Source organism: Streptococcus sp. A69, from assembly GCF_058556195.1.
Genome location: NZ_JBZUJU010000007.1, coordinates 21,421 through 45,894, shown reverse-complemented (window position 1 = coordinate 45,894; position 24,474 = coordinate 21,421). Strand labels below are relative to the sequence as shown.

General features: G+C 42.5%; 25 protein-coding genes, 18 tRNA genes and 1 pseudogene. 42 read left to right on the top strand and 2 right to left on the bottom strand.

Annotated elements, in window-relative coordinates:
- Positions 1–66: 66 nt before the first annotated feature.
- From AC4ME5_RS09405 to AC4ME5_RS09320, 18 genes are all read left to right on the top strand, one after another.
- Positions 67–139, top strand: a tRNA-Asp gene (locus tag AC4ME5_RS09405).
- A 24-nt stretch (positions 140–163) separates the two neighbouring features.
- Positions 164–236: transfer RNA gene (locus AC4ME5_RS09400), tRNA-Lys, on the top strand.
- A 5-nt stretch (positions 237–241) separates the two neighbouring features.
- Positions 242–323: transfer RNA gene (locus AC4ME5_RS09395), tRNA-Leu, on the top strand.
- Positions 324–335: 12 nt separating this feature from the next.
- A tRNA-Thr gene (locus AC4ME5_RS09390) sits at positions 336–408 on the top strand.
- A 27-nt stretch (positions 409–435) separates the two neighbouring features.
- Positions 436–507: transfer RNA gene (locus AC4ME5_RS09385), tRNA-Gly, on the top strand.
- 7 nt (positions 508–514) lie between these two features.
- Positions 515–600, top strand: a tRNA-Leu gene (locus AC4ME5_RS09380).
- Between the two features lie 11 nt (positions 601–611).
- Positions 612–685, top strand: a tRNA-Arg gene (locus AC4ME5_RS09375).
- A 15-nt stretch (positions 686–700) separates the two neighbouring features.
- Positions 701–774 (top strand) — tRNA-Pro (locus tag AC4ME5_RS09370).
- Between the two features lie 5 nt (positions 775–779).
- Positions 780–853, top strand: a tRNA-Met gene (locus AC4ME5_RS09365).
- Positions 854–866: 13 nt separating this feature from the next.
- Positions 867–940: transfer RNA gene (locus AC4ME5_RS09360), tRNA-Ile, on the top strand.
- 11 nt (positions 941–951) lie between these two features.
- Positions 952–1,041 (top strand) — tRNA-Ser (locus AC4ME5_RS09355).
- A 10-nt stretch (positions 1,042–1,051) separates the two neighbouring features.
- A tRNA-Met gene (locus tag AC4ME5_RS09350) sits at positions 1,052–1,125 on the top strand.
- 3 nt (positions 1,126–1,128) lie between these two features.
- Positions 1,129–1,201 (top strand) — tRNA-Phe (locus AC4ME5_RS09345).
- 17 nt (positions 1,202–1,218) lie between these two features.
- A tRNA-Tyr gene (locus AC4ME5_RS09340) sits at positions 1,219–1,299 on the top strand.
- A 12-nt stretch (positions 1,300–1,311) separates the two neighbouring features.
- A tRNA-Trp gene (locus AC4ME5_RS09335) sits at positions 1,312–1,382 on the top strand.
- A gap of 14 nt (positions 1,383–1,396) precedes the next feature.
- Positions 1,397–1,469, top strand: a tRNA-His gene (locus AC4ME5_RS09330).
- Between the two features lie 13 nt (positions 1,470–1,482).
- Positions 1,483–1,554 (top strand) — tRNA-Gln (locus tag AC4ME5_RS09325).
- A gap of 9 nt (positions 1,555–1,563) precedes the next feature.
- Positions 1,564–1,647, top strand: a tRNA-Leu gene (locus AC4ME5_RS09320).
- 109 nt (positions 1,648–1,756) lie between these two features.
- Here the strand turns inward: AC4ME5_RS09320 and AC4ME5_RS09315 are convergent.
- A pseudogene (locus AC4ME5_RS09315) lies at positions 1,757–2,153 on the bottom strand (transposase); the annotation flags it as partial.
- 225 nt (positions 2,154–2,378) lie between these two features.
- Between AC4ME5_RS09315 and AC4ME5_RS09310 the strand changes: the two are divergent.
- The 7 genes from AC4ME5_RS09310 (at position 2,379) to AC4ME5_RS09280 (ending at position 9,549) form a co-directional block, all read left to right on the top strand.
- Positions 2,379–3,656 carry a glutamate-cysteine ligase family protein gene (locus tag AC4ME5_RS09310; RefSeq protein WP_491800575.1) on the top strand — a complete coding sequence of 426 codons (1,278 nt, stop codon included), beginning with the start codon at positions 2,379–2,381 and terminating at the stop codon, positions 3,654–3,656.
- A 74-nt stretch (positions 3,657–3,730) separates the two neighbouring features.
- Entirely contained in the window at positions 3,731–5,215 is a 1,485-nt protein-coding gene (thrC, locus tag AC4ME5_RS09305) for a threonine synthase (protein ID WP_491800574.1), read from the top strand.
- Between the two features lie 60 nt (positions 5,216–5,275).
- A complete protein-coding gene (locus AC4ME5_RS09300) occupies positions 5,276–6,556 on the top strand; it encodes an MATE family efflux transporter (protein WP_491800573.1) in 1,281 nt (426 codons plus the stop codon).
- A gap of 3 nt (positions 6,557–6,559) precedes the next feature.
- Positions 6,560–7,216, top strand: coding sequence for an HAD family hydrolase (locus AC4ME5_RS09295; protein ID WP_491800572.1), 657 nt, complete (start codon positions 6,560–6,562; stop codon positions 7,214–7,216).
- 129 nt (positions 7,217–7,345) lie between these two features.
- The gene (locus tag AC4ME5_RS09290; RefSeq protein ID WP_491800571.1) at positions 7,346–8,554 is read left to right on the top strand and encodes a LysM peptidoglycan-binding domain-containing protein; all 1,209 of its coding nucleotides are present in this window, start codon (positions 7,346–7,348) and stop codon (positions 8,552–8,554) included.
- A 196-nt stretch (positions 8,555–8,750) separates the two neighbouring features.
- The gene (locus AC4ME5_RS09285; RefSeq protein ID WP_491800570.1) at positions 8,751–9,176 is read left to right on the top strand and encodes a MarR family winged helix-turn-helix transcriptional regulator; all 426 of its coding nucleotides are present in this window, start codon (positions 8,751–8,753) and stop codon (positions 9,174–9,176) included.
- 10 nt (positions 9,177–9,186) lie between these two features.
- A complete protein-coding gene (locus AC4ME5_RS09280) occupies positions 9,187–9,549 on the top strand; it encodes a DUF1304 domain-containing protein (RefSeq protein ID WP_491800569.1) in 363 nt (120 codons plus the stop codon).
- Between the two features lie 40 nt (positions 9,550–9,589).
- Here AC4ME5_RS09280 and AC4ME5_RS09275 read toward each other — a convergent pair whose 3' ends face one another.
- Positions 9,590–10,447 (bottom strand): DUF975 family protein, encoded by an 858-nt coding sequence (locus tag AC4ME5_RS09275; RefSeq protein WP_491800568.1) that lies wholly within the window; start codon positions 10,445–10,447, stop codon positions 9,590–9,592.
- Between the two features lie 116 nt (positions 10,448–10,563).
- On the opposite strand from AC4ME5_RS09275, the gene tgt reads away from it, so the two are divergent.
- The 17 genes from tgt (at position 10,564) to jag (ending at position 24,436) form a co-directional block, all read left to right on the top strand.
- Positions 10,564–11,706, top strand: coding sequence for a tRNA guanosine(34) transglycosylase Tgt (gene tgt / locus AC4ME5_RS09270; protein WP_001285244.1), 1,143 nt, complete (start codon positions 10,564–10,566; stop codon positions 11,704–11,706).
- A gap of 131 nt (positions 11,707–11,837) precedes the next feature.
- Positions 11,838–13,655: an acyltransferase family protein gene (locus AC4ME5_RS09265; protein WP_491800567.1), complete on the top strand. Its 1,818-nt coding sequence runs from the start codon at positions 11,838–11,840 to the stop codon at positions 13,653–13,655.
- A 140-nt stretch (positions 13,656–13,795) separates the two neighbouring features.
- On the top strand, positions 13,796–14,947 hold the full coding sequence (gene nagA, locus AC4ME5_RS09260; RefSeq protein ID WP_001134445.1) for an N-acetylglucosamine-6-phosphate deacetylase: 1,152 nt from the start codon (positions 13,796–13,798) through the stop codon (positions 14,945–14,947).
- 154 nt (positions 14,948–15,101) lie between these two features.
- On the top strand, positions 15,102–15,467 hold the full coding sequence (locus AC4ME5_RS09255) for a DUF1033 family protein (RefSeq protein WP_000286397.1): 366 nt from the start codon (positions 15,102–15,104) through the stop codon (positions 15,465–15,467).
- 62 nt (positions 15,468–15,529) lie between these two features.
- Positions 15,530–16,471: a competence type IV pilus ATPase ComGA gene (comGA, locus tag AC4ME5_RS09250; RefSeq protein ID WP_491800566.1), complete on the top strand. Its 942-nt coding sequence runs from the start codon at positions 15,530–15,532 to the stop codon at positions 16,469–16,471.
- On the top strand, positions 16,419–17,435 hold the full coding sequence (gene comGB / locus AC4ME5_RS09245) for a competence type IV pilus assembly protein ComGB (RefSeq protein ID WP_491800576.1): 1,017 nt from the start codon (positions 16,419–16,421) through the stop codon (positions 17,433–17,435). The genes comGA and comGB overlap by 53 nt, the downstream gene beginning before the upstream one ends.
- A 1-nt stretch (position 17,436) precedes the next feature.
- Positions 17,437–17,760, top strand: coding sequence for a competence type IV pilus major pilin ComGC (comGC, locus tag AC4ME5_RS09240; RefSeq protein WP_009730778.1), 324 nt, complete (start codon positions 17,437–17,439; stop codon positions 17,758–17,760).
- Positions 17,723–18,157: a competence type IV pilus minor pilin ComGD gene (gene comGD / locus AC4ME5_RS09235; protein WP_250315697.1), complete on the top strand. Its 435-nt coding sequence runs from the start codon at positions 17,723–17,725 to the stop codon at positions 18,155–18,157. The genes comGC and comGD overlap by 38 nt, the downstream gene beginning before the upstream one ends.
- Complete coding sequence (comGE, locus tag AC4ME5_RS09230) at positions 18,120–18,422, top strand: competence type IV pilus minor pilin ComGE (protein ID WP_167266658.1); 303 nt, start codon at positions 18,120–18,122, stop codon at positions 18,420–18,422. The genes comGD and comGE overlap by 38 nt, the downstream gene beginning before the upstream one ends.
- Positions 18,385–18,846, top strand: coding sequence for a competence type IV pilus minor pilin ComGF (comGF, locus tag AC4ME5_RS09225; protein ID WP_084912015.1), 462 nt, complete (start codon positions 18,385–18,387; stop codon positions 18,844–18,846). Before comGE ends, comGF begins: the two co-directional genes overlap by 38 nt.
- Positions 18,824–19,237: a competence type IV pilus minor pilin ComGG gene (gene comGG / locus AC4ME5_RS09220; protein WP_491800565.1), complete on the top strand. Its 414-nt coding sequence runs from the start codon at positions 18,824–18,826 to the stop codon at positions 19,235–19,237. Before comGF ends, comGG begins: the two co-directional genes overlap by 23 nt.
- A gap of 32 nt (positions 19,238–19,269) precedes the next feature.
- The gene (locus AC4ME5_RS09215) at positions 19,270–19,857 is read left to right on the top strand and encodes a class I SAM-dependent methyltransferase (protein ID WP_491800564.1); all 588 of its coding nucleotides are present in this window, start codon (positions 19,270–19,272) and stop codon (positions 19,855–19,857) included.
- Positions 19,858–19,917: 60 nt separating this feature from the next.
- The gene (locus AC4ME5_RS09210) at positions 19,918–20,871 is read left to right on the top strand and encodes a class I SAM-dependent methyltransferase (protein ID WP_491800563.1); all 954 of its coding nucleotides are present in this window, start codon (positions 19,918–19,920) and stop codon (positions 20,869–20,871) included.
- Between the two features lie 50 nt (positions 20,872–20,921).
- Positions 20,922–22,112: an acetate kinase gene (locus AC4ME5_RS09205; RefSeq protein WP_491800562.1), complete on the top strand. Its 1,191-nt coding sequence runs from the start codon at positions 20,922–20,924 to the stop codon at positions 22,110–22,112.
- Between the two features lie 149 nt (positions 22,113–22,261).
- Entirely contained in the window at positions 22,262–22,633 is a 372-nt protein-coding gene (rnpA, locus tag AC4ME5_RS09200; RefSeq protein ID WP_000748120.1) for a ribonuclease P protein component, read from the top strand.
- A complete protein-coding gene (locus tag AC4ME5_RS09195; protein WP_491800561.1) occupies positions 22,608–23,435 on the top strand; it encodes a membrane protein insertase YidC in 828 nt (275 codons plus the stop codon). The genes rnpA and AC4ME5_RS09195 overlap by 26 nt, the downstream gene beginning before the upstream one ends.
- A 14-nt stretch (positions 23,436–23,449) precedes the next feature.
- Positions 23,450–24,436: an RNA-binding cell elongation regulator Jag/EloR gene (jag, locus tag AC4ME5_RS09190; RefSeq protein ID WP_125841202.1), complete on the top strand. Its 987-nt coding sequence runs from the start codon at positions 23,450–23,452 to the stop codon at positions 24,434–24,436.
- Positions 24,437–24,474: the final 38 nt, after the last annotated feature.

Below are 24,474 nucleotides of genomic sequence, written 5' to 3'. Positions count from 1 at the left end.
TCAGCTGGGAGAGCATCTGCCTTACAAGCAGAGGGTCAGCGGTTCGATCCCGTTAACTCCCATATAGGTCCCGTAGTGTAGCGGTTATCACGTCGCCCTGTCACGGCGAAGATCGCGGGTTCGATTCCCGTCGGGACCGTTTAAGGTAACGGAAGTTATTTTAGACTCGTTAGCTCAGTTGGTAGAGCAATTGACTTTTAATCAATGGGTCACTGGTTCGAGCCCAGTACGGGTCATATTTGCGGGTTTGGCGGAATTGGCAGACGCACCAGATTTAGGATCTGGCGCTTAACGGCGTGGGGGTTCAAGTCCCTTAACCCGCATAATAGAAAGTAGCCGGCTTAGCTCAGTTGGTAGAGCATCTGATTTGTAATCAGAGGGTCGCGTGTTCAAGTCATGTAGCCGGCATTTTTTTATATAGAATAAGAGGTCGATGCGAACGTAGTTCAGTGGTAGAACACCACCTTGCCAAGGTGGGGGTCGCGGGTTCGAATCCCGTCGTTCGCTTAGAGAGGCCGGGGTGGCGGAACTGGCAGACGCACAGGACTTAAAATCCTGCGATTGGTAACGATCGTACCGGTTCGATTCCGGTCCTCGGCATATAATGATGAGCACCCTTAGCTCAACTGGATAGAGTACCTGACTACGAATCAGGCGGTTAGAGGTTCGACTCCTCTAGGGTGCATTTTTTTATTTAACGCGGGAAGTAGCTCAGCTTGGTAGAGTACTTGGTTTGGGACCAAGGTGTCGCAGGTTCGAATCCTGTCTTCCCGATTCATGGCGGTGTAGCTCAGCTGGCTAGAGCGTCCGGTTCATACCCGGGAGGTCGGGGGTTCGATCCCCTTCGCCGCTATATTGATCTTGTTGGACCTTTAGCTCAGCTGGTTAGAGCTCTCGGCTCATAACCGAGTGGTCGTAGGTTCAAGTCCTACAAGGTCCATTGTAAATAATGGAGGATTACCCAAGTCCGGCTGAAGGGAACGGTCTTGAAAACCGTCAGGCGTGTAAAAGCGTGCGTGGGTTCGAATCCCACATCCTCCTTTTATATTAACGCGGGATGGAGCAGCTCGGTAGCTCGTCGGGCTCATAACCCGAAGGTCGTAGGTTCAAATCCTGCTCCCGCAATTTGGCTCGGTAGCTCAGTTGGTAGAGCAATGGATTGAAGCTCCATGTGTCGGCGGTTCGATTCCGTCTCGCGCCATATTTTATTTATAACTTGGAAGGGTAGCGAAGAGGCTAAACGCGGCGGACTGTAAATCCGCTCCTTCGGGTTCGGGGGTTCGAATCCCTCCCCTTCCATTGCTTTTAGTTACGGGCATAGTTTAAAGGTAGAACTAAGGTCTCCAAAACCTTCAGTGTGGGTTCAATTCCTACTGCCCGTGTTAATAAAATTATGGCGGGTGTGGTGAAGTGGTTAACACACCAGATTGTGGCTCTGGCATGCGTGGGTTCGATCCCCATCACTCGCCTATTTTATATTATTGGGGTATAGCCAAGCGGTAAGGCAAGGGACTTTGACTCCCTCATGCGTTGGTTCGAATCCAGCTACCCCAGTTACTATTTGCCGGCGTGGCGGAATTGGCAGACGCGCTGGACTCAAAATCCAGTGTCCGCAAGGACGTGCCGGTTCGACCCCGGCCGCCGGTATAGTATTAAAGACAAGGTTTCTAGGCCTTGTCTTTTCTTTTATCTGATTATCTGTATTTGCTTGAGTTACTAAAAATTACGGCTCTTTGTCAACTGTAGTGGGTTGAAGTCAGCTAAGTCGAGAAAGGACGAATTTCGTCCTTTCTTTTTTGATGTTGAGAGCGATGAAAATCCGTTTTTGAACTTTTCAAAGTTCTAAAACTAATGGCATTTCGCTTGATAAGTTTGATGAGATTATTAGTCGCTTCTAATTTTGCATTAGAATAGGGTAACTGAAGAGCGTTGACGATTTTCTCTTTGTCCTTGAGGAAGGTTTTAAAGACAGTCTGAAAAAGAGGATGAACCTGCTTTAGATTCTCCTCAATGTGCCTGAGCCTAGAAATTCGAAAGCGAAGCTGTTTAGCTAAGTCATAGTAAGGACTAAACATATCCATCGTAATGATTTTCACCTGACAGCGAACGTTTCTATCGTAGCGAAGAAAGTAATTTCGGATGATAGTTTGTGTGGTTACTTACAGTTTACACCAATGAAACGCTATGAGTTTTTTGTTGCACTATATTTTACAATTTATCACACAAAAATAGGCTCCATAATATCTATAGGGGATTTACCCACTACAAATATTATAGAGCCTTATTTTTGAGTGCCATTCTAATCTTTTTTGCTTAGATTTTTGGTATAATATTACTTATTCACAATTTATTTTGATTATGAAAGAGTTTGGTGATTAATGTCTCGGTCTGTTGAATTACTAAAGAAACGTTACTTAAAGAATATAAAAGAGAACCCAAATTTATTTATTGGGATTGAGTTAGAATATCCTATTGTAAATTTAGAGGGTAAAGCTACAGATGGTGAAGTTGGTAAGGATCTCTTTCGGTATTTACCATCAGTACTGGGCTTTACTATCGAAAAAGTGGATGATTTTGGGAATCCAATTCAGTTACTTGATCCAGTCAGCCAAGATACGATCTTGTTTGAGGTTGCTTATACGACGATTGAGTTTGCATTCGGAAAGGCCGAATCTATCCAAGAGGTGGAAGAACGCTTTAACTTCTATATGGCTACGATTCAGAATAAGTTGGGTGAAGCTAATCATGCTATTGTTGGCTGCGGCATTCATCCTAACTGGGATAAAAATGAGAATTGTCCAGTGGCTTATCCCCGCTATCAGATGTTGATGGATTATCTGAATTTGAGTAGAAATGTAACTAAATTAGATTTACATCATTTCCCTGAGTATGGTGCCTTTATCTGTGGAAGTCAGGTTCAACTAGACGTTTCAAGTTCCAACTACCTGCGTGTTATCAATGCTTTTACGCAAATTGAAGCTGCTAAAGCTTATTTGTTTGCAAATTCTGAGTTTTCAGGAGCAGATTGGGATACCAAAATTTCGAGAGATATTTTTTGGGAAGAATCCATGCATGGTATCTATCCAGAGAATGTAGGTGTCAATACTAGACTATTTAAAGATGAGGATGATTTTTTTGACTATCTAAATCATTCTGCGATTTTTACTGCGGAGCGTGATGGGCAGACCTATTATTTTTATCCGATTCAGGCTAGGGACTATTTGGCTACACCTGAAATCCAAGCATTTACCCTTAATGGGGATGAGGTGTTAATTCATCCTCAGGAGGAAGATTTCCAAACTCATCGTAGTTACCAGTACCAAGACTTAACGACTCGAGGAACAGTTGAGTTTCGCAGTGTGTGTACGCAACCTCTTGATAGGACTTTTGCTTCTGCCGCCTTTCACTTGGGCTTGTTGGTTCATTTAGACAAGCTTGAAACTTACTTGCGAACTGCTCCTTTTTTTACCACAGCTGGTCGTGATTATAAGCTTTTAAGACGACAGTTTTCGAAGAAACAACTCACAGATGAAGAAGAAGCTGCGGTTCTCGAGTTTTCTAAAGACTTACTCACCCTAGCTGAGGAAGGACTGGAGATGAGAAATAAACAAGAAATGACCTACTTACAGCCTTTGAAAGAAGACTTGGGGCTATAATTTCTCTTATAAAGGGAGAATTTTCTGAAAAATCATGATATAATGGAATGGACTATAGATAAAGGATAGAGATTATGACATTAGTTTATCAATCAACGCGTGATGCCAATAATACAGTAACTGCCAGCCAAGCTATTTTGCAAGGTTTGGCGACGGATGGTGGTCTGTTTACACCACTTACTTATCCAAAGGTGGATTTGGACTTTGACACATTAAAAGATGCTTCTTACCAAGAAGTGGCTAAATTAGTTTTATCAGCATTTTTAGATGACTTTACGGCTGAGGAGTTGGACTACTGTATCAACAATGCCTACGATAGCAAGTTTGATACTCCAGCTATTGCGCCATTGGTGAAACTGGATGGGCAATACAACTTGGAATTGTTCCATGGTTCAACCATTGCCTTTAAGGATATGGCCTTGTCTATCTTGCCATACTTTATGACGACAGCCGCTAAAAAGCATGGTTTGGAGAACAAGATTGTCATTTTGACAGCGACATCTGGTGATACTGGGAAAGCTGCTATGGCGGGGTTTGCCGATGTGCCTGGAACTGAGATTATCGTCTTTTATCCAAAGGATGGTGTCAGCAAGGTACAAGAGTTGCAAATGACTACTCAGACTGGCGACAATACTCATGTTATTGCTATTGATGGTAACTTTGATGATGCGCAAACAAATGTGAAGCATATATTTAACGATGTAGCTCTTCGTGAAAAGTTGGCTGCAAATAAACTGCAATTTTCATCAGCTAACTCTATGAATATCGGTCGTTTGGTACCACAGATTGTTTATTATGTTTATGCCTACGCTCAGTTGGTCAAGTCTGGTGAGATTGTGACTGGTGAAAAGATCAACTTCACAGTACCAACAGGAAACTTTGGAAATATCTTGGCTGCCTTTTATGCTAAACAAATCGGCCTGCCAGTTGGCAAATTAATCTGTGCTTCAAATGACAATAATGTTTTAACTGACTTCTTTAAAACACGTGTTTACGATAAGAAACGTGAGTTTAAAGTAACAACTAGTCCATCTATGGATATCTTAGTATCTTCAAACTTGGAGCGTTTGATTTTCCATCTTTTGGGGAATGATGCGGTTAAGACTGCTGAACTCATGAATGCCTTGAGTACACAAGGACAATGTGAGTTGACAGACTTTGATGCAGCGATTCTGGATCTCTTTGTAGCTGAATATGCGACTGAGGAAGAAACTGCGACAGAAATTAAACGTGTTTATGATACAGATGCTTATATCGAGGATCCACATACGGCGGTTGCCTCAGCAGTTTATAGAAAATACCAAGCGGCTACTGGCGATGCGACTAAGACAGTGATTGCTTCAACAGCTAGTCCTTACAAGTTCCCAGTGGTTGCAGTAGAAGCTGTAACAGGGAAAGTAGGCTTAACTGACTTTGAAGCCTTGGCTCAATTACATGACATTTCAGGAGTGGCAGTGCCACCAGCGGTTGATGGCCTTGAAACAGCTCCAGTTCGTCATAAAACAACAGTGGCAGCTGCTGATATGCAAGCAGCGGTTGAGGCTTATCTAGGACTTTAAGACAGAGGGCGTAAACTCGGTTGGGAAACCAACTGAGTTTCTTTTCATCAGGAGGAGAGATTGTTTAAGAAAAATAAAGACATTCTTAATATTGCATTGCCAGCTATGGGTGAAAACTTTTTGCAGATGCTCATGGGAATGGTGGACAGTTACTTGGTCGCTCACTTGGGCTTAATCGCCATTTCAGGTGTTTCAGTTGCTGGCAATATTATCACCATTTACCAGGCGATTTTTATCGCTCTAGGAGCTGCTATCTCCAGTGTTATTTCAAAAAGTTTGGGGCAGAAAGATCAGTCCAAGTTGGCTTATCACGTGACAGAGGCTCTCAAGATAACCCTATTGCTGAGTGGACTTTTAGGCACTTTATCCATCTTTGCTGGGCAAGAGATGATAGGACTTTTGGGAACTGAGCAGGCTGTGGCCGAAAGTGGAGGTCTCTATCTTTCTTTAGTGGGTGGTTCGATTGTTCTTTTGGGCTTGATGACCAGTTTGGGTGCCTTGATTCGTGCAACGCATAATCCGCGTCTCCCCCTCTATGTTAGTCTTTTATCCAATGCCTTGAATATTCTCTTTTCCAGTCTAGCTATTTTTGTTCTTGATATGGGGATAGCGGGTGTTGCTTGGGGGACTATCTTGTCTCGCTTAGTCGGTCTTGTGATTTTGTGGTCGCAATTAAAACTGCCTTATACGAAACCGACTTTTGGACTGGATAAAGACTTACTGATCTTGGCTTTGCCAGCAGCTGGAGAGCGCCTCATGATGAGGGCTGGAGATGTAGTGATCATTGCCTTGGTCGTTTCTTTTGGGACGGAGGCAGTGGCGGGAAATGCAGTTGGAGAAGTCTTGACCCAGTTTAATTATATGCCTGCCTTTGGCGTCGCTACGGCAACGGTCATGCTGGTGGCTCGAGCAGTTGGAGAGGATAATTGGGAAAGAGTAGATAATTTGAGCAAACAAACCTTTTGGCTTTCTCTGCTCCTCATGTTGCCCTTGACACTTAGTATCTATGCCTTAGGGATACCACTGACTCATCTCTATACGACTGATCCTGTAGCGGTTGAAGCTAGCGTTTTGGTGGCACTGTTCTCACTACTAGGGACTCCCATGGCGACAGGGACAGTTATTTATACGGCAGTTTGGCAGGGCTTGGGAAATGCTCGCCTCCCCTTTTATGCAACAAGTATTGGGATGTGGTGTATCCGCATTGGCACAGCCTATCTTATGGGGCTTGTTCTTGGTTGGGGTTTGCCTGGTATTTGGGCAGGGACTCTCTTGGATAATGGTTTTCGCTGGTTATTTCTACGTTACCGTTACCAACGTTATATGATGTTAAAAGGATAGAAAATGCAAAAAACAGCTTTTATTTGGGATTTAGACGGGACTTTATTGGACTCTTATGAAGCGATTTTATCAGGGATTGAGGAGACCTTTGCTCAGTTTTCTATTCCTTATGATAAGGAGAAAGTGAGAGAGTTTATCCTCAGGTATTCTGTGCAGGATTTGCTGGAGCAGGTGGCAGAAGAGAGAAACCTGGATGCGGAAGTGCTCAATCAGGTGCGTGCCCAGAGTCTGGCTGAGAAGAATCCTCAGGTAGTTTTGATGCCAGGTGCGCGTGAAGTGCTAGCTTGGGCAGACCAAGCAGGGATTCAGCAGTTTGTCTATACTCATAAGGGGGACAATGCTTTTACCATTCTCAGAGACTTGGGGTTGGAATCCTATTTCAAAGAGATTTTAACCAGTCAGAGTGGCTTTGCGCGCAAGCCCAGTCCACAAGCGGCGACCTATCTGCTAGACAAGTATGAGTTGGATCCTGAGAACACCTACTATATAGGAGACCGGACTTTGGATGTGGAATTTGCTCAGAATAGCGGCCTTCAAAGCATCAATTTTTTAGAGTCGTCTTATGAAGGGAATCACATGATTCAAGAGTTAGCAGATATTCCTCATATTTTTGAGGATTGGGGACGAGAAGATTGTGTCAGTTTTGTGACAGAAACCTAACAAACTATTTCAAGTAATCGAGTTTGTTACAAGGAATAGACAGTTCTGTTAAATAGGCCCGAGAGGGCTTTTTTTCTGCTTTTTTTGTGTTATGATAGACAGGTACTCATTTGAAAGGAATATGAACGAATGAAGAAAAGAATTATTTTAGCCTCAACAGTAGCCTTATCTCTTGCTCCCGCATTAGGAGCTAAAGCTCAAGAAATCTCTTGGACAGCACGTAGCGTTGAGCAAATCCAAAATGATGTGACGAAAAACGAGAACAAAAACAGCTACACAGTTCAGTATGGTGATACCCTGAGCACGATTGCAGAAGCTTTGGGAGTAGATGTGACGGTTCTTGCTAATTTGAACAAAATCACCAATATGGACTTGATTTTCCCAGATACTGTCCTAACTACAACTGTCAATGAGGCAGAAGAGGTAACGGAAGTTGAAATCCAAACTCCTCAAGCAGACGCTAGTGAAGAAGTGACGACTGCGACAGCTGATTTGACGACGAATCAAGTGACAGTCGATGAACAAACAGTTCAAGTAGAAGACCTTTCTCAACCAATTGAGGAAGCTCCAACTGCAACAGAGACTGAAAAACCAGCAGAAGTAGCGCCAAGTTCAGAAGTTTCTGAGACAGCGACAGTTGCTGAAGAGACACCATCTACAGAAACATCTGTAGCTGAAGAAACAGCTGAAACGACTCCAGCGGAAGCACCAGTAGCAGAAACAACTAGTCCAGTTGAAGAAGCTCCACAAGCAGCGACTCCAGCTACCGAAGAAACGGCAGCAACAACTCCAGCAGAAGCCCCAGTAGCAGCTGCTCCAGCAACTGAAACGCCTGCTGATTCAACAGGAACAAGTGCAGCAGAAGAAGCAGCATCAACAGCAACTTCTGACACTGCAACTTCGACTTATCAAGCAGAGCAAAGCCAAACTCCTTCAAGAACGTATTCAGCTCCAGCAGCTCCTGATTATGCAGGACTTGCTGTAGCTAAGTCTGAGAATGCTGGTCTACAACCACAAACGGCAGCCTTTAAAGAAGAAATCGCCAACTTGTTTGGCATCACATCCTTTAGTGGTTACCGTCCTGGAGACAGTGGCGACCATGGAAAAGGTTTGGCCATCGACTTTATGGTTCCAGTGAGTTCAGCACTCGGAGATCAAATTGCAGAATATGCGGTCCAAAATATGGCTAGCCGTGGTATCAACTATATCATCTGGAAACAACGTTTCTACGCTCCATACGATAGTAAATATGGACCAGCCTACACGTGGAATCCAATGCCGGATCGTGGTAGCGTAACCGAAAATCACTATGACCACGTTCACGTTTCAATGAATTAATCATTAAAATGGAAGTTGGGAACTGATTGAGTTCCCGCTTCTTTTTTGTGTGTCATTTTTTAGGATAAAAGGGATAAATATGAGGAAGTGAGTAATATTTCAAGAGAATGTAAGCATATTACTTGATTTATTTTTTGGGTTGCATTATACTTGATAAGTCAATTGTTGATAAATCAACTTTAAAGGAGAAAGATTTATGGTAGCAATTCAAGATTTACTGTATCAACTACGGTTGGCTGATCAGTCTATGACACAACTATTCGAACGACAATTGGGAATTAGTCTGACTCGTTATCAAATCTTATGTTTCTTAATCGATCAGTCTCCGTGTAATCAAATAGCAGTTCAGGATAGATTGAAGATTGATCAGGCTGCCTTGACAAGGCACTTTAAAATTTTGGAAAAGGAAGGTTTGGTTAATCGACGTCGGAATCCTGAAAACCAGAGGGAGGTTTTGGTGGAAGCGACAGACTTTGCGAGAGAACAACTAATAACCAACTCTCCCCAACACCATATAAACGTAAAGAGTCAGATGGAGAGTGTACTTACAAAAGGAGAGCGAGAAGAGTTCAGTCGCTTGTTGGAAAAGTTGATATCTGGCTTAGAAGAGATAGAAATTTAAGGAGAAGAATATGTCTATTTTTACAATTATTTTAGCAACTATCGTTGCCTTGGAGCATTTTTACATTTTTTATTTGGAAAGTGTGGCTACGCAATCAGATACTACTAGTCGAGTGTTTAATGTGGATAAGGAAGAACTGGCTCGTCCTTCAGTGAGTTCATTGTTTAAAAATCAGGGGATTTATAATGCTTTAATAGGTGTCTTTCTCTTGTACGGGATTTATTTCTCGCAAAGTTTGGAAATTGTGACCATCTTTGTTTTATTTGTGCTTGGTGTAGCGACCTACGGTTCTCTAACTGCAGACAAGAAGATTATTCTGAAGCAAGGTGGACCCGCTATTTTGACTTTGCTGAGTATTTTGCTTTTGAAATAAGAAACCCAGCGTCTTTCAGGACGCTGGGTTTTGTAGGTTCTTATCCATTTCGACGTTTACGGGCTAGGAGGGCTCGGTAAAAGAAGATGTGATTGTTCTGGATATAGGGTAAGATTGAAAAACTAGCAATACCAAAGGTAATCCAATTGAGGAAGTACCAAGGAAGTAGTTGTAAGTCGAGGACAAAGCGCTGGAATTTGTAACCTTTCATCAAGAAACGGCTGGTTTTCAGGATTTGACTGGGTTTAGCCTGCCCTAAATCTAGAGTATCGCAGAGGAGGAATTCTACCTGCGAGTAGGCGTAATGTTGCGGGATATAGAGGCTATTGCCCACAATCATCAAGATGAGGCTCGCGAAAAAGTAGAGTCCAAAGGTCAGAAGGAATTGCTCCGTTTCAACGGATGAGAGGTCTAGTTTTGGAAACTCAGGATGTAGGGCAACAAATCTACGAGCCAAGAGATTGCTATAAAAGAGGAAATAAACGCCTACTAAGTTTGGAATGCTCCATAAAAAGAGGTAGAAACGTTTGAGGAGCAGAGTTAGGAAGGTTTGCGAGAAGCGCTCTTCAGCAAAGAGGGCCAGGCTTGATTTTACTGAAAGTTCCGTATCAGGATCCTTGAGGAGTCGGAGTGTCGTAAAGGCAGCACCTGCTAGAAAAATTGCGCTCATAAAAGAAACCACTAGTGGGAAGAGATAGGCTTGGAGCACTTGCGCCAGCATGCTGAAAAAGGATTGCTCTAAAACACTTTCTTGGAGACGAGCCAAGGGGTTGAGAAGGCCTGATAAGATAACCAGTATGCTAGGTAAGAGATAGACGAGAAAGAGGCGGGGATTTTCAGCCTGAAATTGCCTCGTCTGCAGACGAATGGTTTTTAAATCAATTTTTGGGTATTTCATTCTCTCATTATACCATAGTTCGTGACAGTTCCTGGTTTTTTTGATAAAATCATACAGTATGCCTTTGGGCACAAAGTATGAACTGGGACTGTCTTTCCCAGCTTCGGAGGTAGAAAATGTCAGATTCACCAATCAAATACCGTTTGATTAAGAAAGAAAAACACACGGGAGCTCGTCTGGGAGAAATCATCACCCCTCACGGCACCTTCCCGACACCTATGTTTATGCCGGTTGGGACCCAAGCTACTGTAAAAACCCAGTCGCCAGAGGAGTTGAAGGAGATGGGATCAGGGATTATCCTCTCTAATACTTATCATCTCTGGCTTCGTCCTGGAGATGAACTCATCGCACGTGCAGGTGGTCTCCACAAATTTATGAACTGGGACCAGCCAATCTTGACGGATAGTGGTGGTTTCCAGGTTTATTCCCTAGCAGATAGCCGAAATATCACCGAAGAAGGCGTAACCTTTAAAAACCATCTCAATGGTTCCAAGATGTTCCTATCGCCAGAAAAAGCTATCTCCATTCAGAATAATCTAGGCTCAGATATCATGATGTCCTTTGACGAATGTCCTCAGTTTTATCAACCTTACGACTACGTTAAGAAATCAATCGAGCGTACCAGCCGTTGGGCCGAACGTGGTTTGAAGGCTCACCGTCGTCCACATGACCAAGGTTTGTTTGGAATTGTACAGGGGGCAGGATTTGAAGATCTTCGCCGTCAGTCAGCTCACGACCTTGTCAGCATGAACTTCCCTGGCTACTCTATCGGTGGTTTAGCGGTAGGAGAAACCCACGAAGAGATGAATGCAGTCTTGGACTTCACAACCCAACTTCTCCCAGAAAACAAACCTCGCTATTTGATGGGAGTGGGAGCGCCAGATAGCTTGATTGATGGGGTCATTCGTGGTGTGGATATGTTTGACTGTGTCTTGCCGACTCGTATCGCTCGTAACGGAACTTGTATGACCAGTCAAGGTCGTTTGGTTGTCAAAAATGCCCAGTTTGCTGAGGATTTTACGCCATTGGATCCTGAGTGTGATTGCTATACATGTAAGAATTACACACGTGCCTACCTTCGTCACCTGCTTAAGGCCGACGAAACCTTCGGTATCCGCTTGACTAGCTACCACAATCTCTACTTTTTACTCAACCTGATGAAGCAGGTTCGCCAAGCCATCATGGATGACAATCTCTTGGAATTCCGTGAGTATTTTGTGGAAAAATATGGCTACAACAAGTCAGGACGCAATTTCTAAAATGTAAAAATAGAATACTGAAATCCTAAGTTTTCTCTTAGGATTTTTCTTCTTTTTTTGATAAAATAAGGTGTATTATGGAATGAAAATTAGATGTTTTTACGATCTAATTGAGTGGGGAATAAACTCGTATGCGTATTAAATGGTTTTCCTTGATTAGGATTACAGGTTTACTTTTGGTGCTCTTGTACCACTTCTTTCAAACGATCTTTCCTGGAGGCTTCTTTGGGGTAGATGTCTTTTTCACTTTTTCAGGATTTTTGATCACTGCCCTCCTTTTAGAAGAATTTGGAAGAAAACGCCAGATTGATTTACTGGGCTTTTTTAAGAGGCGGTTTTACCGCATCGTACCACCTGTGGTTCTGATGGTTTTGGTAACCATGCCCTTTACCCTCTTAGTTCGCCAAGACTATGTTGCTGGAATTGGCGGTCAGATTGCGGGAGTTTTTGGTTTTATGACCAACTTCTATGAGATGTTAACAGGGGGAAGTTACGAATCCCAGTTCATTCCGCATCTCTTTGTTCACAACTGGAGTCTAGCTGTTGAGGTTCACTACTATATTCTTTGGGGCTTAGCGGTTTGGTTCTTATCGAAACGTTCAAAATCTAGTAGTCAATTGAGAGGGATGGTATTTCTCCTTTCTGCGGGAGCTTTCATCATTAGCTTTTTCTCCATGTTTATTGGTAGTCTAATGGCTGGTTCTCATTCGTCTGTCTACTTTTCAAGTTTAACCCATGTCTATCCCTTCTTTTTAGGAAGTATTTTGGCGACGGTTGTGGGTGTTCGTCAGACGAGCGATTTAGTTAAGCAGTTTGATCGGACGTGGGATCTTCGTCAGAATCTACTGGTGTTTGCTGCAGGTCTCTTGGTATTAGTACTCTTGACCTTCTTTGTCAAGTTTACCTACCTGTTCGCTTATCTATTTGGTTTCTTACTGGCAAGTTTAGCGGCCGTGACCATGATTTTTGCTGCGCGTGTTTTGCATGAGAAAACGCCTGAGATACGAGAACCTCATATAATCACATTTTTAGCGGATACCAGCTACGCGGTTTATCTTTTCCACTGGCCTTTTTATATTATCTTTTCTCAGCTGATGAGTAATCTGCCTGCTGTTATTCTGACAATCATCTTTTCTTATTTCTTTGCTATCTTATCCTTCTATATTATTGAGCCATTGATTGCTGGTAAGACCAACGCTTTAGTTAGAAAAATCACTAAACTGCGTCATATCAAACCTATTAGTGCTAGTGTTGTGGGCGCCCTTTCCTTACTTACTTTGATTATCATAGCTGCAGCTCCTCAGGTTGGAGCTTTTGAGACAGACTTGATGATCAATGGTTTCAAGCAAGCTCAGACCAATATAGGACAAACAAAGACTCTTGCTGAACAAGCTGAAGTCAGTCGCCTAGGAATTTCTGAGGGAACGAGTCTGATTGGGGATTCAGTGACTTTACGTGCCAATACAGCCTTAAAAGAGGTGCTTCCTGATGCAAATATCAATGCCCAGGTTAGTCGAACGACCAAGCAAGCCAATGACATCATGCTCAATAATAGCCAGAACAAGGCGCTTTTAAAAACAGTTGTCATTGCAACGGGGGTCAACAATCCTGAAGGCTATAAGAATGATTTGGACAGCATCGTGAACAATCTACCGAAAGGACACCATCTGATACTGGTGACACCTTATGAGGGAGACAAGAGCAAGGACACTTATGCATCAGTGGAGCAGTATGCGGCTTATGCGAGAGAATTAGCTGAAAAGAATCCATATGTGAGCATCGCTGACTGGAATAAGGTCGCTAAGGAACACCCTGAAATCTGGGCTGGAACTGACCAAGTCCACTTTGGAAATGATAGCAACATGATTGAAGAAGGTGCTAAACTTTACGCAGAGACGATTGCAGCTGCTGTTAAGGCCGCTCAAGAACTACCTGTGAAATCAAAATAAAATCAAAGAGTTGGAGATATCCAGCTCTTTTAAAATATCTCTAGAAAATAGGTCTATACCATTTACAAATGAAAAAGAAAGGTTTATAATGTAATTGACATAATAAATTCTAGAATCAATCTATCAAGGAGGTTATCATTATGCCTAATTATATTAAAGCGGATCAGTTTTTCTACCCACACGGAGTTCGTCGTGGCGGTTACTTAGAACTTGTGGATGGCAAGTTTGGAAAACATGTAGAACAGATTCCTGAAGGAGCTGAGGTGATTGACTATACCGGTTATAGCATTGCACCAGGACTTGTGGATACCCACATTCATGGATTTGGCGGTGTGGATGTCATGGATAATAACATTGAAGGAACCCTTCATACTATGAGTGAAGGTCTACTTAGCACAGGAGTCACCAGTTTCTTGCCAACGACGTTGACTTCCTCTTACGAGCAGTTGCTTGCGGTAACTGAAAATATCGGTGCTCGTTACCAGGAAGCAAGTGGAGCCAAGATTCGTGGGATCTATTTTGAAGGGCCTTATTTCACAGAGAAATACAAGGGAGCCCAAAACCCTGCCTACATGAAAGACCCTCGTATGGATGAGTTTCGTGCTTGGCAAAAAGCTGCCAATGGCTTGCTCAATAAAATCGCCCTTGCGCCAGAACGCGAAGGTGTAGAAGACTTTGTTCGTACAGTTACGGGTGAAGGAGTGACTGTTGCTCTTGGACACTCAAATGCGACTTTTGATGAAGCTAAAAAAGCAGTCGATGCTGGAGCAAGCGTTTGGGTACATGCCTACAATGGGATGCGTGGGTTGACTCACCGTGAGCTCGGTATGGTGGGAGCCATGTATGAATTGCCACATACTTACGCAGAATTGATTTGTGACGGTCACCACGTAGATCCAAAGGCCTGTGATATTTTGCTCAAACAAAAAGGAACTGAAAATATTGCCCTTATCACAGACTGTATGACAGCTGGTGGCTTGGAAGACGGTGACTACATGTTGGGAGAATTCCCGGTAGTTGTTGCCAATGGAACTGCACGCCTCAAATCTACAGGCAATTTGGCAGGTTCTATCCTCAAACTCAAAGATGGTTTGAAGAATGTTGTCGAATGGGGCATTGCGAATCCGCATGAAGCAGTCATGATGGCCAGCTTCAACCCAGCAAAATCTGTTCACATTGATGATGTCTGTGGACAAATCCGTGAAGGCTACGATGCTGACTTTATCGTGCTAGATAAAGATTTGGAATTGGTAGCTACCTATCTAGATGGTGTGAAACGTTACCAAGCCTAAGAAGATAAAAAATAGGGGTCAATAAGGGACTCCTATTTTTATTATCAGATGAAAATAATAGGATTAAAGAAATTTCTAATGTGGGAAACAAGCAAAATCCTTTTCTTGTATTAAAAAATTAGATATAATATACGGTACAAAGGAAGTAGTAAGAATGTATCGTGTTATAGAAATGTATGGGGACTTTGAACCGTGGTGGTTCATAGAAGGTTGGGAAGAAGATGTCATCATGAGTCAATCTTTTGACAAGTATTATGATGCTCTAAAATATTATAAATCATGCTGGTTTGAGCTGGAAAAGAAGAATCCTCTTTATAAGAGTCGGAGTGATTTGATGACTATTTTTTGGGATCCTGCTGATAAACGCTGGTGTGATGAGTGTAATGAGTATTTGCAGCAGTATCATTCTTTGGCACTTTTACAGGATGAGCAAGTCATCCCCGATGAAAAGCTACGTCCAGGTTATGAAAAACAAACAGGTCAAGAAAAACACCGTTCTTGCCGTATGAAATGGAGATAAAAAAGTAACTTTTTAAGTTGCTTTTTTTATTTTTTTGCGAATAGTTAGATAAGGAGGGCGGTATGGTACAAGAAATTGCACAGAAAATTATTGCTACTGCGAAAGAAAAGAAGGCTCAGGATATCTATTTTATCCCCAAGGAAAAGTCCTATGAACTTCACATGCGGGTTGGAGACGAGCGGTGTCTAGTTGACTCCTATGAGTTTGATGTTTTAGCTGCTGTGATTAGTCATTTTAAGTTTGTGGCGGGTATGAACGTAGGAGAGAAGAGGCGCAGTCAGCTGGGCTCTTGCGATTATCAGTATGGGGAGAAGAAGTCTTCTCTGCGTTTGTCTACCGTGGGAGATTATCGGGGACATGAGAGTTTGGTTATTCGTTTGTTGCACGATGAGGAGCAGGAGCTACATTTCTGGTTTCAGGATATGAACGAACTGGGTGGGCAGTACAGGCAACGGGGCCTCTATCTCTTTGCAGGTCCGGTCGGCAGTGGCAAGACGACTCTGATGCACGAATTAGCCAAGTCCCTGTTTAAGGGGCAGCAAGTTATGTCTATCGAAGACCCAGTAGAAATCAAGCAGGAAGACATGCTCCAGTTGCAGTTGAATGAGGCGATTGGCTTGACCTATGAAAATCTCATCAAACTGTCTCTCCGGCATCGTCCTGACCTCCTGATTATCGGTGAAATTCGTGATAGCGAGACGGCGCGTGCAGTAGTTAGAGCCAGTTTGACAGGGGCGACAGTCTTTTCAACCATTCATGCCAAGAGTATCCGAGGTGTTTATGAACGCCTTCTGGAGTTGGGTGTGACGGAGGAGGAACTAGCAGTTGTCTTGCAAGGAGTCTGCTACCAGAGATTAATCGGGGGAGGAGGAATCGTTGACTTTGCAAACAAAGACTATCAAGAACACCGGCCAACTAGCTGGAATGAGCAGATTGATCAGCTTCTTAAAGATGGACATATCACAAGTATTCAGGCTGAAACGGAAAAAATTAGCTACAGCTAAGCAGAAGAAAATCATCACCTTGTTTAACAACCTCTTCTCCAGTGGCTTTCATTTGGTGGAAATTATTTCTTTCTTGGGCAGAAGTGCCCTGCTGGAAAAGGATTATGTAGCCCAGATGCACCAAGGCTTGTCTCAGGGGAAATCCTTCTCAGAAATGATGGAAAGTTTGGGCTTTTCAAGTGCCATTGTGACCCAATTATCTCTAGCTGAAGTTCATGGAAATCTCCATCTGAGTTTGGGAAAGATAGAAGAATATCTGGACAATCTGGCCCAGGTCAAGAAAAAATTAATCGAAGTGGCGACCTATCCCCTGATTTTGCTGGGATTTCTCCTGCTAATCATGCTGGGGTTGAGGAACTATTTGCTGCCTCAACTGGACAGTAGCAATATCGCCACCCAAATCATTGGCAATCTGCCACAAATTTTTCTGGGACTAGTGTTGGCTTGCTCTCTGTCTCTACTTTTAGCCCTCACTTTCTACAAAAGAAGTTCCAAGATGCGGGTCTTCTCTATGTTAGCACGGATTCCCTTTCTTGGAATCTTTGTCCAGATCTATCTGACAGCTTATTATGCGCGTGAATGGGGCAATATGATTTCACAGGGGATGGAGCTGACGCAGATTTTTCAGATCATGCAGGAACAGGGGTCTCAGCTCTTTAAAGAAATCGGTCAAGATTTGGCTCAAGCCCTGCAAAATGGCCGTGAATTTTCTCAAACCATAGCGACCTATCCTTTCTTTAAAAAGGAGTTGAGTCTCATCATCGAGTATGGGGAAGTCAAGTCCAAGCTGGGGAGCGAGTTGGAAATCTATGCCGAAAAAACTTGGGAATCCTTTTTTACCCGAGTCAACCGCACCATGAATTTGGTGCAGCCACTGGTCTTTATCTTTGTGGCCCTGATTATCGTTTTACTTTATGCGGCAATGCTTTTGCCCATGTATCAAAATATGGAGGTAAATTTTTAAAATGAAAAAACTCATGATAAAACTAAAAAAAGCTAAGGTTAAAGCTTTCACTTTGGTAGAAATGTTAGTCGTCTTGCTCATCATCAGCGTTCTTCTCTTGCTCTTTGTACCCAATTTGACCAAGCAAAAGGATGCCGTAGATGATAAAGGAAAAGCTGCTGTTGTCAAGGTTGTGGAAAGCCAGGCAGAACTTTATCGTTTGGATAAAAATGATGATGCCAGTCTCAGCAAATTACAAGCGGACGGTCGTATCACAGCAGAGCAAGCCAAAGCTTATAAAGACTACCATGCAAAACAAAAAACAAGTCAAACTGTTGCAGATTAAGGCCTTTACTATGCTGGAAAGTCTCCTTGTTTTGGGACTTGTGAGTATCCTTGCCTTGGGCTTGTCCGGCTCAGTTCAGTCCAGTTTTGCAGCGGTGGAGGAGCAAATTTTCTTTATGGAGTTTGAAGAACTCTATCGGGAAACGCAAAAACGCAGTCTAGCCAGTCAGCAAAAGACCAGCTTGAATTTAGATGGACAGACGATCAGCAATGGCAGTCAAAAGTTGACAATTCCAAAAGGAATTCAGGGACCATCAGGACAAAGCATTATATTTGATCGAGCTGGGGGCAATTCCTCTCTGGCTAAGGTTGAATTTCAGACTAGCAAAGGAGCGATTCGCTATCAATTATATCTAGGAAATGGAAAAATTAAACGCATTAAGGAAACAAAAAATTAAGGCAGTGATTTTACTGGAAGCGTTGGTCGCTCTAGCTATCTTTGCCAGCATTGCGACCCTTCTTTTGGGACAAATCCAACAAAATCGACGGTTAGAGGCAGAAATCTTGCAAAAGGAAGAAGTCTTGCGTGTGGCGAAGATGGCTCTGCAAACAGGGCAAAATCAGGTAAACATAAATGGAGTTGAGATTCAGGTATTTGCTAGTGAAAAAGGATTGGAGGTCTACCATGGTTCAGAGAAATTGCTCGATCTTAAAGAGCAGTAAGGTAAGAGCCTTCACTCTTTTAGAATCGCTGATTGCCCTTATCGTCATTAGCGGAGGTTTGCTCCTTTTTCAAGCTATGAGTCAGCTCCTCATTTCAGAAGTTCGTTACCAGAAGCAAAGCGAGCAAAAGGAGTGGCTCTTGTTTGTGGACCAGCTGGAGGCAGAGTTAGAGCGTTCGCAGTTTGAAAAGGTGGAAGGCAATCGCCTCTACATGAAACAGGATGGTAAGGATATCTCTATAGGGAAGTCTAAATCGGATGATTTTCGAAAGACGGATACCAGCGGAAGGGGCTACCAACCTATGGTTTATGGACTCAAATCAGCTCAAATTACAGAGGAAAATCAATTGGTTCGCTTTCGTTTCCAATTTCAAAAGGGCTTAGAAAGAGAGTTCATCTATCGTGTGGAAAAAACAAAAAGTTAAGGCAGGCGTTCTTTTATATGCAGTCACCATGGCAGCCATTTTTAGCCTTTTGTTACAGTTTTATTTGAATCGGCAAGTAGCTCATCACAAAGACTTTGCCCTAAACAAAGAAAAGTTGATCGCTTTTGCCATGGCCAAGCGAAGTAAGGATAAGGCTGAGCAAGAAAGTGGAGAACGAGTCTTTAACCTGGGAAAAGTTACTTATCAAAATACGAAAACAGGTTTTGAAATAAGTGTTCATATGAATAAGGGCAACTATGAATTTCTCTTTCCTCCGATGAAAACCCAAGAAAAGAAAACAGCTAAAAAGGAAGAGGTAGTGACTGATTCAAACCCAGAACAAAATCAACAAAAAACAGAAGATAAGGCAGAAAAGAAAGCCAATTCCTAGGCAATTCAACTTCTTTGTGTTACACTAAAAGCATGAAACACGATTTTAATCACAAAGCAGAAACCTTTGATTCGCCCAAAAATATCTTTCTTGCAAACTTGGTTTGTCAAGCAATTGAAAAACAGATTGCTCTTCTATCAGACAAGGAAATACTGGACTTTGGTGGTGGGACGGGTCTGTTAGCCTTGCCTCTAGCTAAGCAAGCCCAATCGGTTACCCTTGTAGACATCTCGGAGAAAATGCTGGAGCAATCCCGTTTGAAAGCAGAGCAACAAGACATCAAGAATATCCAGTTTTTGGAACAGGATTTACTGGTGAATCCTTTGGAGCAACAATTTGACCTGATTGTTGTCAGTCGAGTTCTTCATCATATGCCTGATCTAGATGCAACTCTTGCCATGTTTCACCATCACCTTAGGGAGAAGGGACAAGTCCTCATCGCTGATTTTGTCAAGACAGATACCAACCACCACGGCTTTGAGCTGACTGAACTGGAAAATAAGCTCGCCCAGTTTGGTTTTTCGAGCATTGATAGTCAGATTCTTTACAGTGCTGAAGACCTGTTTCAAGGAAATTACTCAGAACTCTTTTTTACAGTAGCCCCAAAATCACTCGCCTAGTCAGGGAGTGATTTTTCTATAAAGATGGAAAAAAGAAGGGAAATTTGATAAGATAGGAATATGGATTTTGAAAAAATTGAACAAGCTTATACCTATTTACTAGAGAATGTCCAAGTCATCCAAAGTGATTTGGCGACCAACTTTTATGACGCCCTGGTGGAGCAAAACAGCATTTATCTGGATGGTGAAACTGAGCTAAATCAGGTCAAGGAGAACAATCAGTCCCTTAAGCGTTTAGCGCTTCGCAAAGAAGAATGGCTCAAGACTTACCAGTTTCTCTTGATGAAGGCTGGGCAGACAGAGCCCCTACAGGCCAATCACCAGTTTACACCAGATGCCATTGCTTTACTTTTGGTGTTTATTGTGGAAGAATTGCTTAAAGAGGAGGAAATTACTATTCTCGAAATGGGTTCTGGGATGGGAATTCTAGGCGCTACTTTCTTGACCTCGCTTGATAAAACGGTGGACTATTTGGGAACAGAAGTGGATGATTTGCTGATTGATTTGGCAGCTAGTATGGCAGATGTGATCGGTTTGCAGGCTGGTTTTGTTCAAGGAGACGCCGTTCGTCCGCAAATGCTTAAAGAAAGCGACGTGGTCATCAGTGACTTGCCTGTTGGCTATTACCCAGACGATGCCATCGCTTCGCGCTATCAAGTGTCTTCTAGTCAAGAGCATACCTATGCCCATCATTTGCTGATGGAACAAGGCCTCAAGTACCTTAAGTCAGATGGCTATGCTATTTTTCTAGCTCCGAGTGATTTATTGACCAGTCCTCAAAGTGACTTATTAAAAGGGTGGCTCAAAGACGAAGTGAGTCTGGCTGCTATCATCGCTCTGCCGGAGGATATTTTCTCAACTGCAAGCCAAGCTAAAAGTATTTTTGTCTTACAGAAGAAAAGAGACAAGGAAATAGAACCCTTTGTTTACCCTCTTACTAGCTTGCAAGATCCGTCAGTTTTGTTGACCTTTAAAGAAAATTTTCAAAATTGGAGCAAAGGTACTGAAATATAAAAGAGATTTTGTTATAATAGATGAAAACGCTTAAAAAGAGGTATCATCTTATGACAAAAACAATTGCAATCAATGCAGGAAGCTCAAGCTTGAAATGGCAACTTTATCAAATGCCTGAAGAGAAAGTTTTGGCTAAAGGCTTGATTGAACGTATTGGATTGAAAGATTCAATTTCAACAGTAAAATTTGACGGTCGTTCGGAGCAACAAATTCTTGATATTGAAGACCATACACAAGCCGTTAAAATTTTATTGGATGACTTGATTCGTTTTGACATCATCAAAGGGTACGACGAGATTACAGGTGTCGGACACCGCGTCGTTGCAGGTGGTGAATATTTCAAGGAATCAACAGTTGTTGAGGGAGATGTGATAGAAAAAGTTGAGGAGTTGGGACTCTTGGCTCCTCTTCACAATCCAGCCAACGCAGCTGGAATTCGTGCATTTAAGGAATTGCTTCCAGATATTACCAGTGTTGTTGTATTCGATACTTCATTCCACACAACCATGCCAGAAAAGGCTTATCGCTACCCTCTACCAACTAAATACTACACAGAAAACAAGGTTCGTAAATATGGTGCCCACGGGACAAGCCACCAGTTTGTCGCAGGAGAAGCAGCGAAACTTTTGGGCCGTCCTCTAGAAGATTTGAAATTGATTACCTGCCATATTGGTAACGGGGCTTCTATCACAGCTATTAAGGGTGGGAAGTCTGTAGATACTTCTATGGGATTCACACCACTTGGCGGTGTGATGATGGGAACTCGTACAGGAGATATTGACCCTGCTATCATCCCTTATCTCATGCAATATACAGAGGACTTTAACACGCCTGAAGATATTAGTCGCGTTCTCAATCGTGAATCAGGGCTCATGGGAGTTTCTAGTCAGTCAAGCGATATGCGTGATGTGATTGCTGCTATGGAAGCGGGAGACCATGATGCGACTTTGGCTTATGAAATGTATATTGATCGTATCCAAAAACATATTGGCCAATATCTTGCAGTCCTAAATGGAGCAGATGCAATTATCTTCACAGCAGGTATCGGTGAAAATGCAGCAAATTTCCGTGAGGATGTCATTTCAGGTATCTCTTGGTTTGGTTGTGATGTGGATCCAGAAAAGAACGTCTTTGGTGTAACGGGAGACATCTCAACGGACGAAGCGAAAATCCGTGTCTTGGTTATTCCAACAGATGAAGAATTGGTGATTGCACGCGATGTTGAGCGCTTGAAAAAATAAGTAAATACACGTAAAATTTGATTGTGAAAAGAAGTTGGGAAAGAGATTTTCCAGCTTTTTTTATGTAGGAAATGTCTAAAACCTTGCTGTTATTGGCTTTTTTAAAAAATATGGTATAATAGTAGTAATTTAATAGATGGAGTTGAGTTTTGAAGAAAAGCTTTCGTGTAAAAAGAGAGAAAGATTTTAAGGCGATTTTCAAGGACGGAACGAGTTTTGCCAATCGAAAATTTGTTGTCTACCAATTGGAAAATCAGCAAAACCATTTTCGAGTAGGGCTGTCCGTCAGCAAAAAGCTGGGGAATGCAGTTACCAGAAATCAAATTAAGAGACGAATCCGACACATTCTACAAAGTGTAAAAGGGAGTTTGGTAGAGCATGTCGATTTTGTCGTGATTGCCCGAAAAGGGGTGGAAACCTTGGAATATGCAGAGATGGAGAAAAATCTACTCCACGTATTAAAGTTATCAAAGATTTATCAGGAAGGAAATGGGAGTGAAAAAGAAACTACAGTTGACTAGTTTGTTGGGCTTGTCCTTGTTTATCATGACGGCCTGTGCAACAAATAGTACAGCTAGCGATATAACAGCAGATTCGACAGATTTTTGGAGTAAATTCGTCTATTTTTTTGCTGAAATTATCCGCTTTTTGTCCTTTGACATTAGTATCGGAGTGGGGATTATCCTCTTCACAATCTTGATTCGGACGATTCTATTACCGGTCTTTCAGACACAGATGGTTGCCTCTAGAAAAATGCAAGAGGCTCAACCGCGCATCAAGGCTTTGCGAGAGCAATATCCGGGTCGTGATATGGAAAGTAGAACCAAGCTAGACCAGGAAATGCGTAAGGTCTATAGAGAGTTAGGAATTAAGCATTCATCCTCGCTCTGGCCGATTTTAATACAAATGCCGGTTCTCTTGGCGCTCTTTCAAGCCTTGAGTCGAGTAGACTTTTTGAAAACAGGTCACTTTTTATGGATTAATTTGGGGGGAGTAGATACAAGTTTTGTCCTTCCGATTTTGGCAGCAGTCTTTACCTTCTCGAGTAGCTGGTTATCGAATAAAGCTTTGTCCGAAAAAAGTGGGGCTACGACAGGGATGATGTATGGTATGCCGGTACTGATCTTTATCTTTGCCATCTCTGCACCTAGTGGAGTTGCCTTGTACTGGGCTGTATCTAATGCTTATCAAGTTCTGCAAACCTATTTCTTGAACAATCCTTTTAAGATTATTGCTGAAAGAGAAGCAGTGGCGCAAGCAGAAAAAAATTTAGAAGGTAAGAAGAGAAAAGCCTTGAAAAAAGCACAGAAAAAGAAAAAATAAGGAGGAATCTTGTAATGGTATTATTTACAGGTTCAACGGTTGAAGAAGCAATCCAAAAAGGATTGAAAGAATTAGACATTCCAAGAATGAAGGCCCACATCAAGGTCGTTTCGAAAGAGAAAAAAGGGTTCTTAGGCTTGTTTGGTAAGAAGCCGGCTCAAGTTGATATCGAAGCGATTAGTGAAACGACAGTGATCAAAGCCAATCAGCAGGCCATTAAAGGGGTTCCAAAAGAAGTCAATGAAAAAAATGAACCCGTGAAAACAGTAAGTGAAGCAACTGTTGATTTGGGGCATGTAGTTGAAGCGATTAAGAAGATTGAAGAAGAAGGTCAAGGTGTTTCTGAAGAGGTCAAGGCTGAAATCCTGAAAAATGAAAAACATGCCAGCACGATTTTGGAAGAAACAGGTCATATTTCAATTTTAAATGATTTGGAACCAGAGGATACTGCCGAGGAAGTGGAATCTGCTCCAGAAAAAGAAACTGAAACGCAGGAAGCAACAAGCCAATCTTTGGAAGATTTAGGCTTGAAAGTAGAACCAAGTTATGACATCGAACAAGTGGCAACTGAAGTAGCTAACTACGTTCAAACCATTGTGGATGATATGGATGTTGAAGGGACGATTTCAAGTGACTACAATCGCCGCACCATCAATCTTCAAATTGACACGAATGAACCAGGCCGTATTATCGGCTATCACGGAAAAGTCTTGAAAGCTCTTCAACTATTGGCGCAAAATTACCTTTATAATCGCTATTCAAGAACTTTCTACATTACGATTAACGTCAATGATTATGTTGAACACCGTGCAGAAGTCTTGCAAACCTACGCTCAAAAATTAGCGAATCGCGTATTGGAGGAAGGTCGTAGCCAGCAAACAGATCCAATGTCGAATAGCGAACGCAAGATTATCCATCGCATTATTTCACGCATGAATGGAGTGACCAGTTATTCTGAGGGTGATGAGCCAAATCGCTATGTTGTCGTAGATACAGAATAAACAAAATCAGGCTTGACCTGATTTTTTGCTAGGAAAGG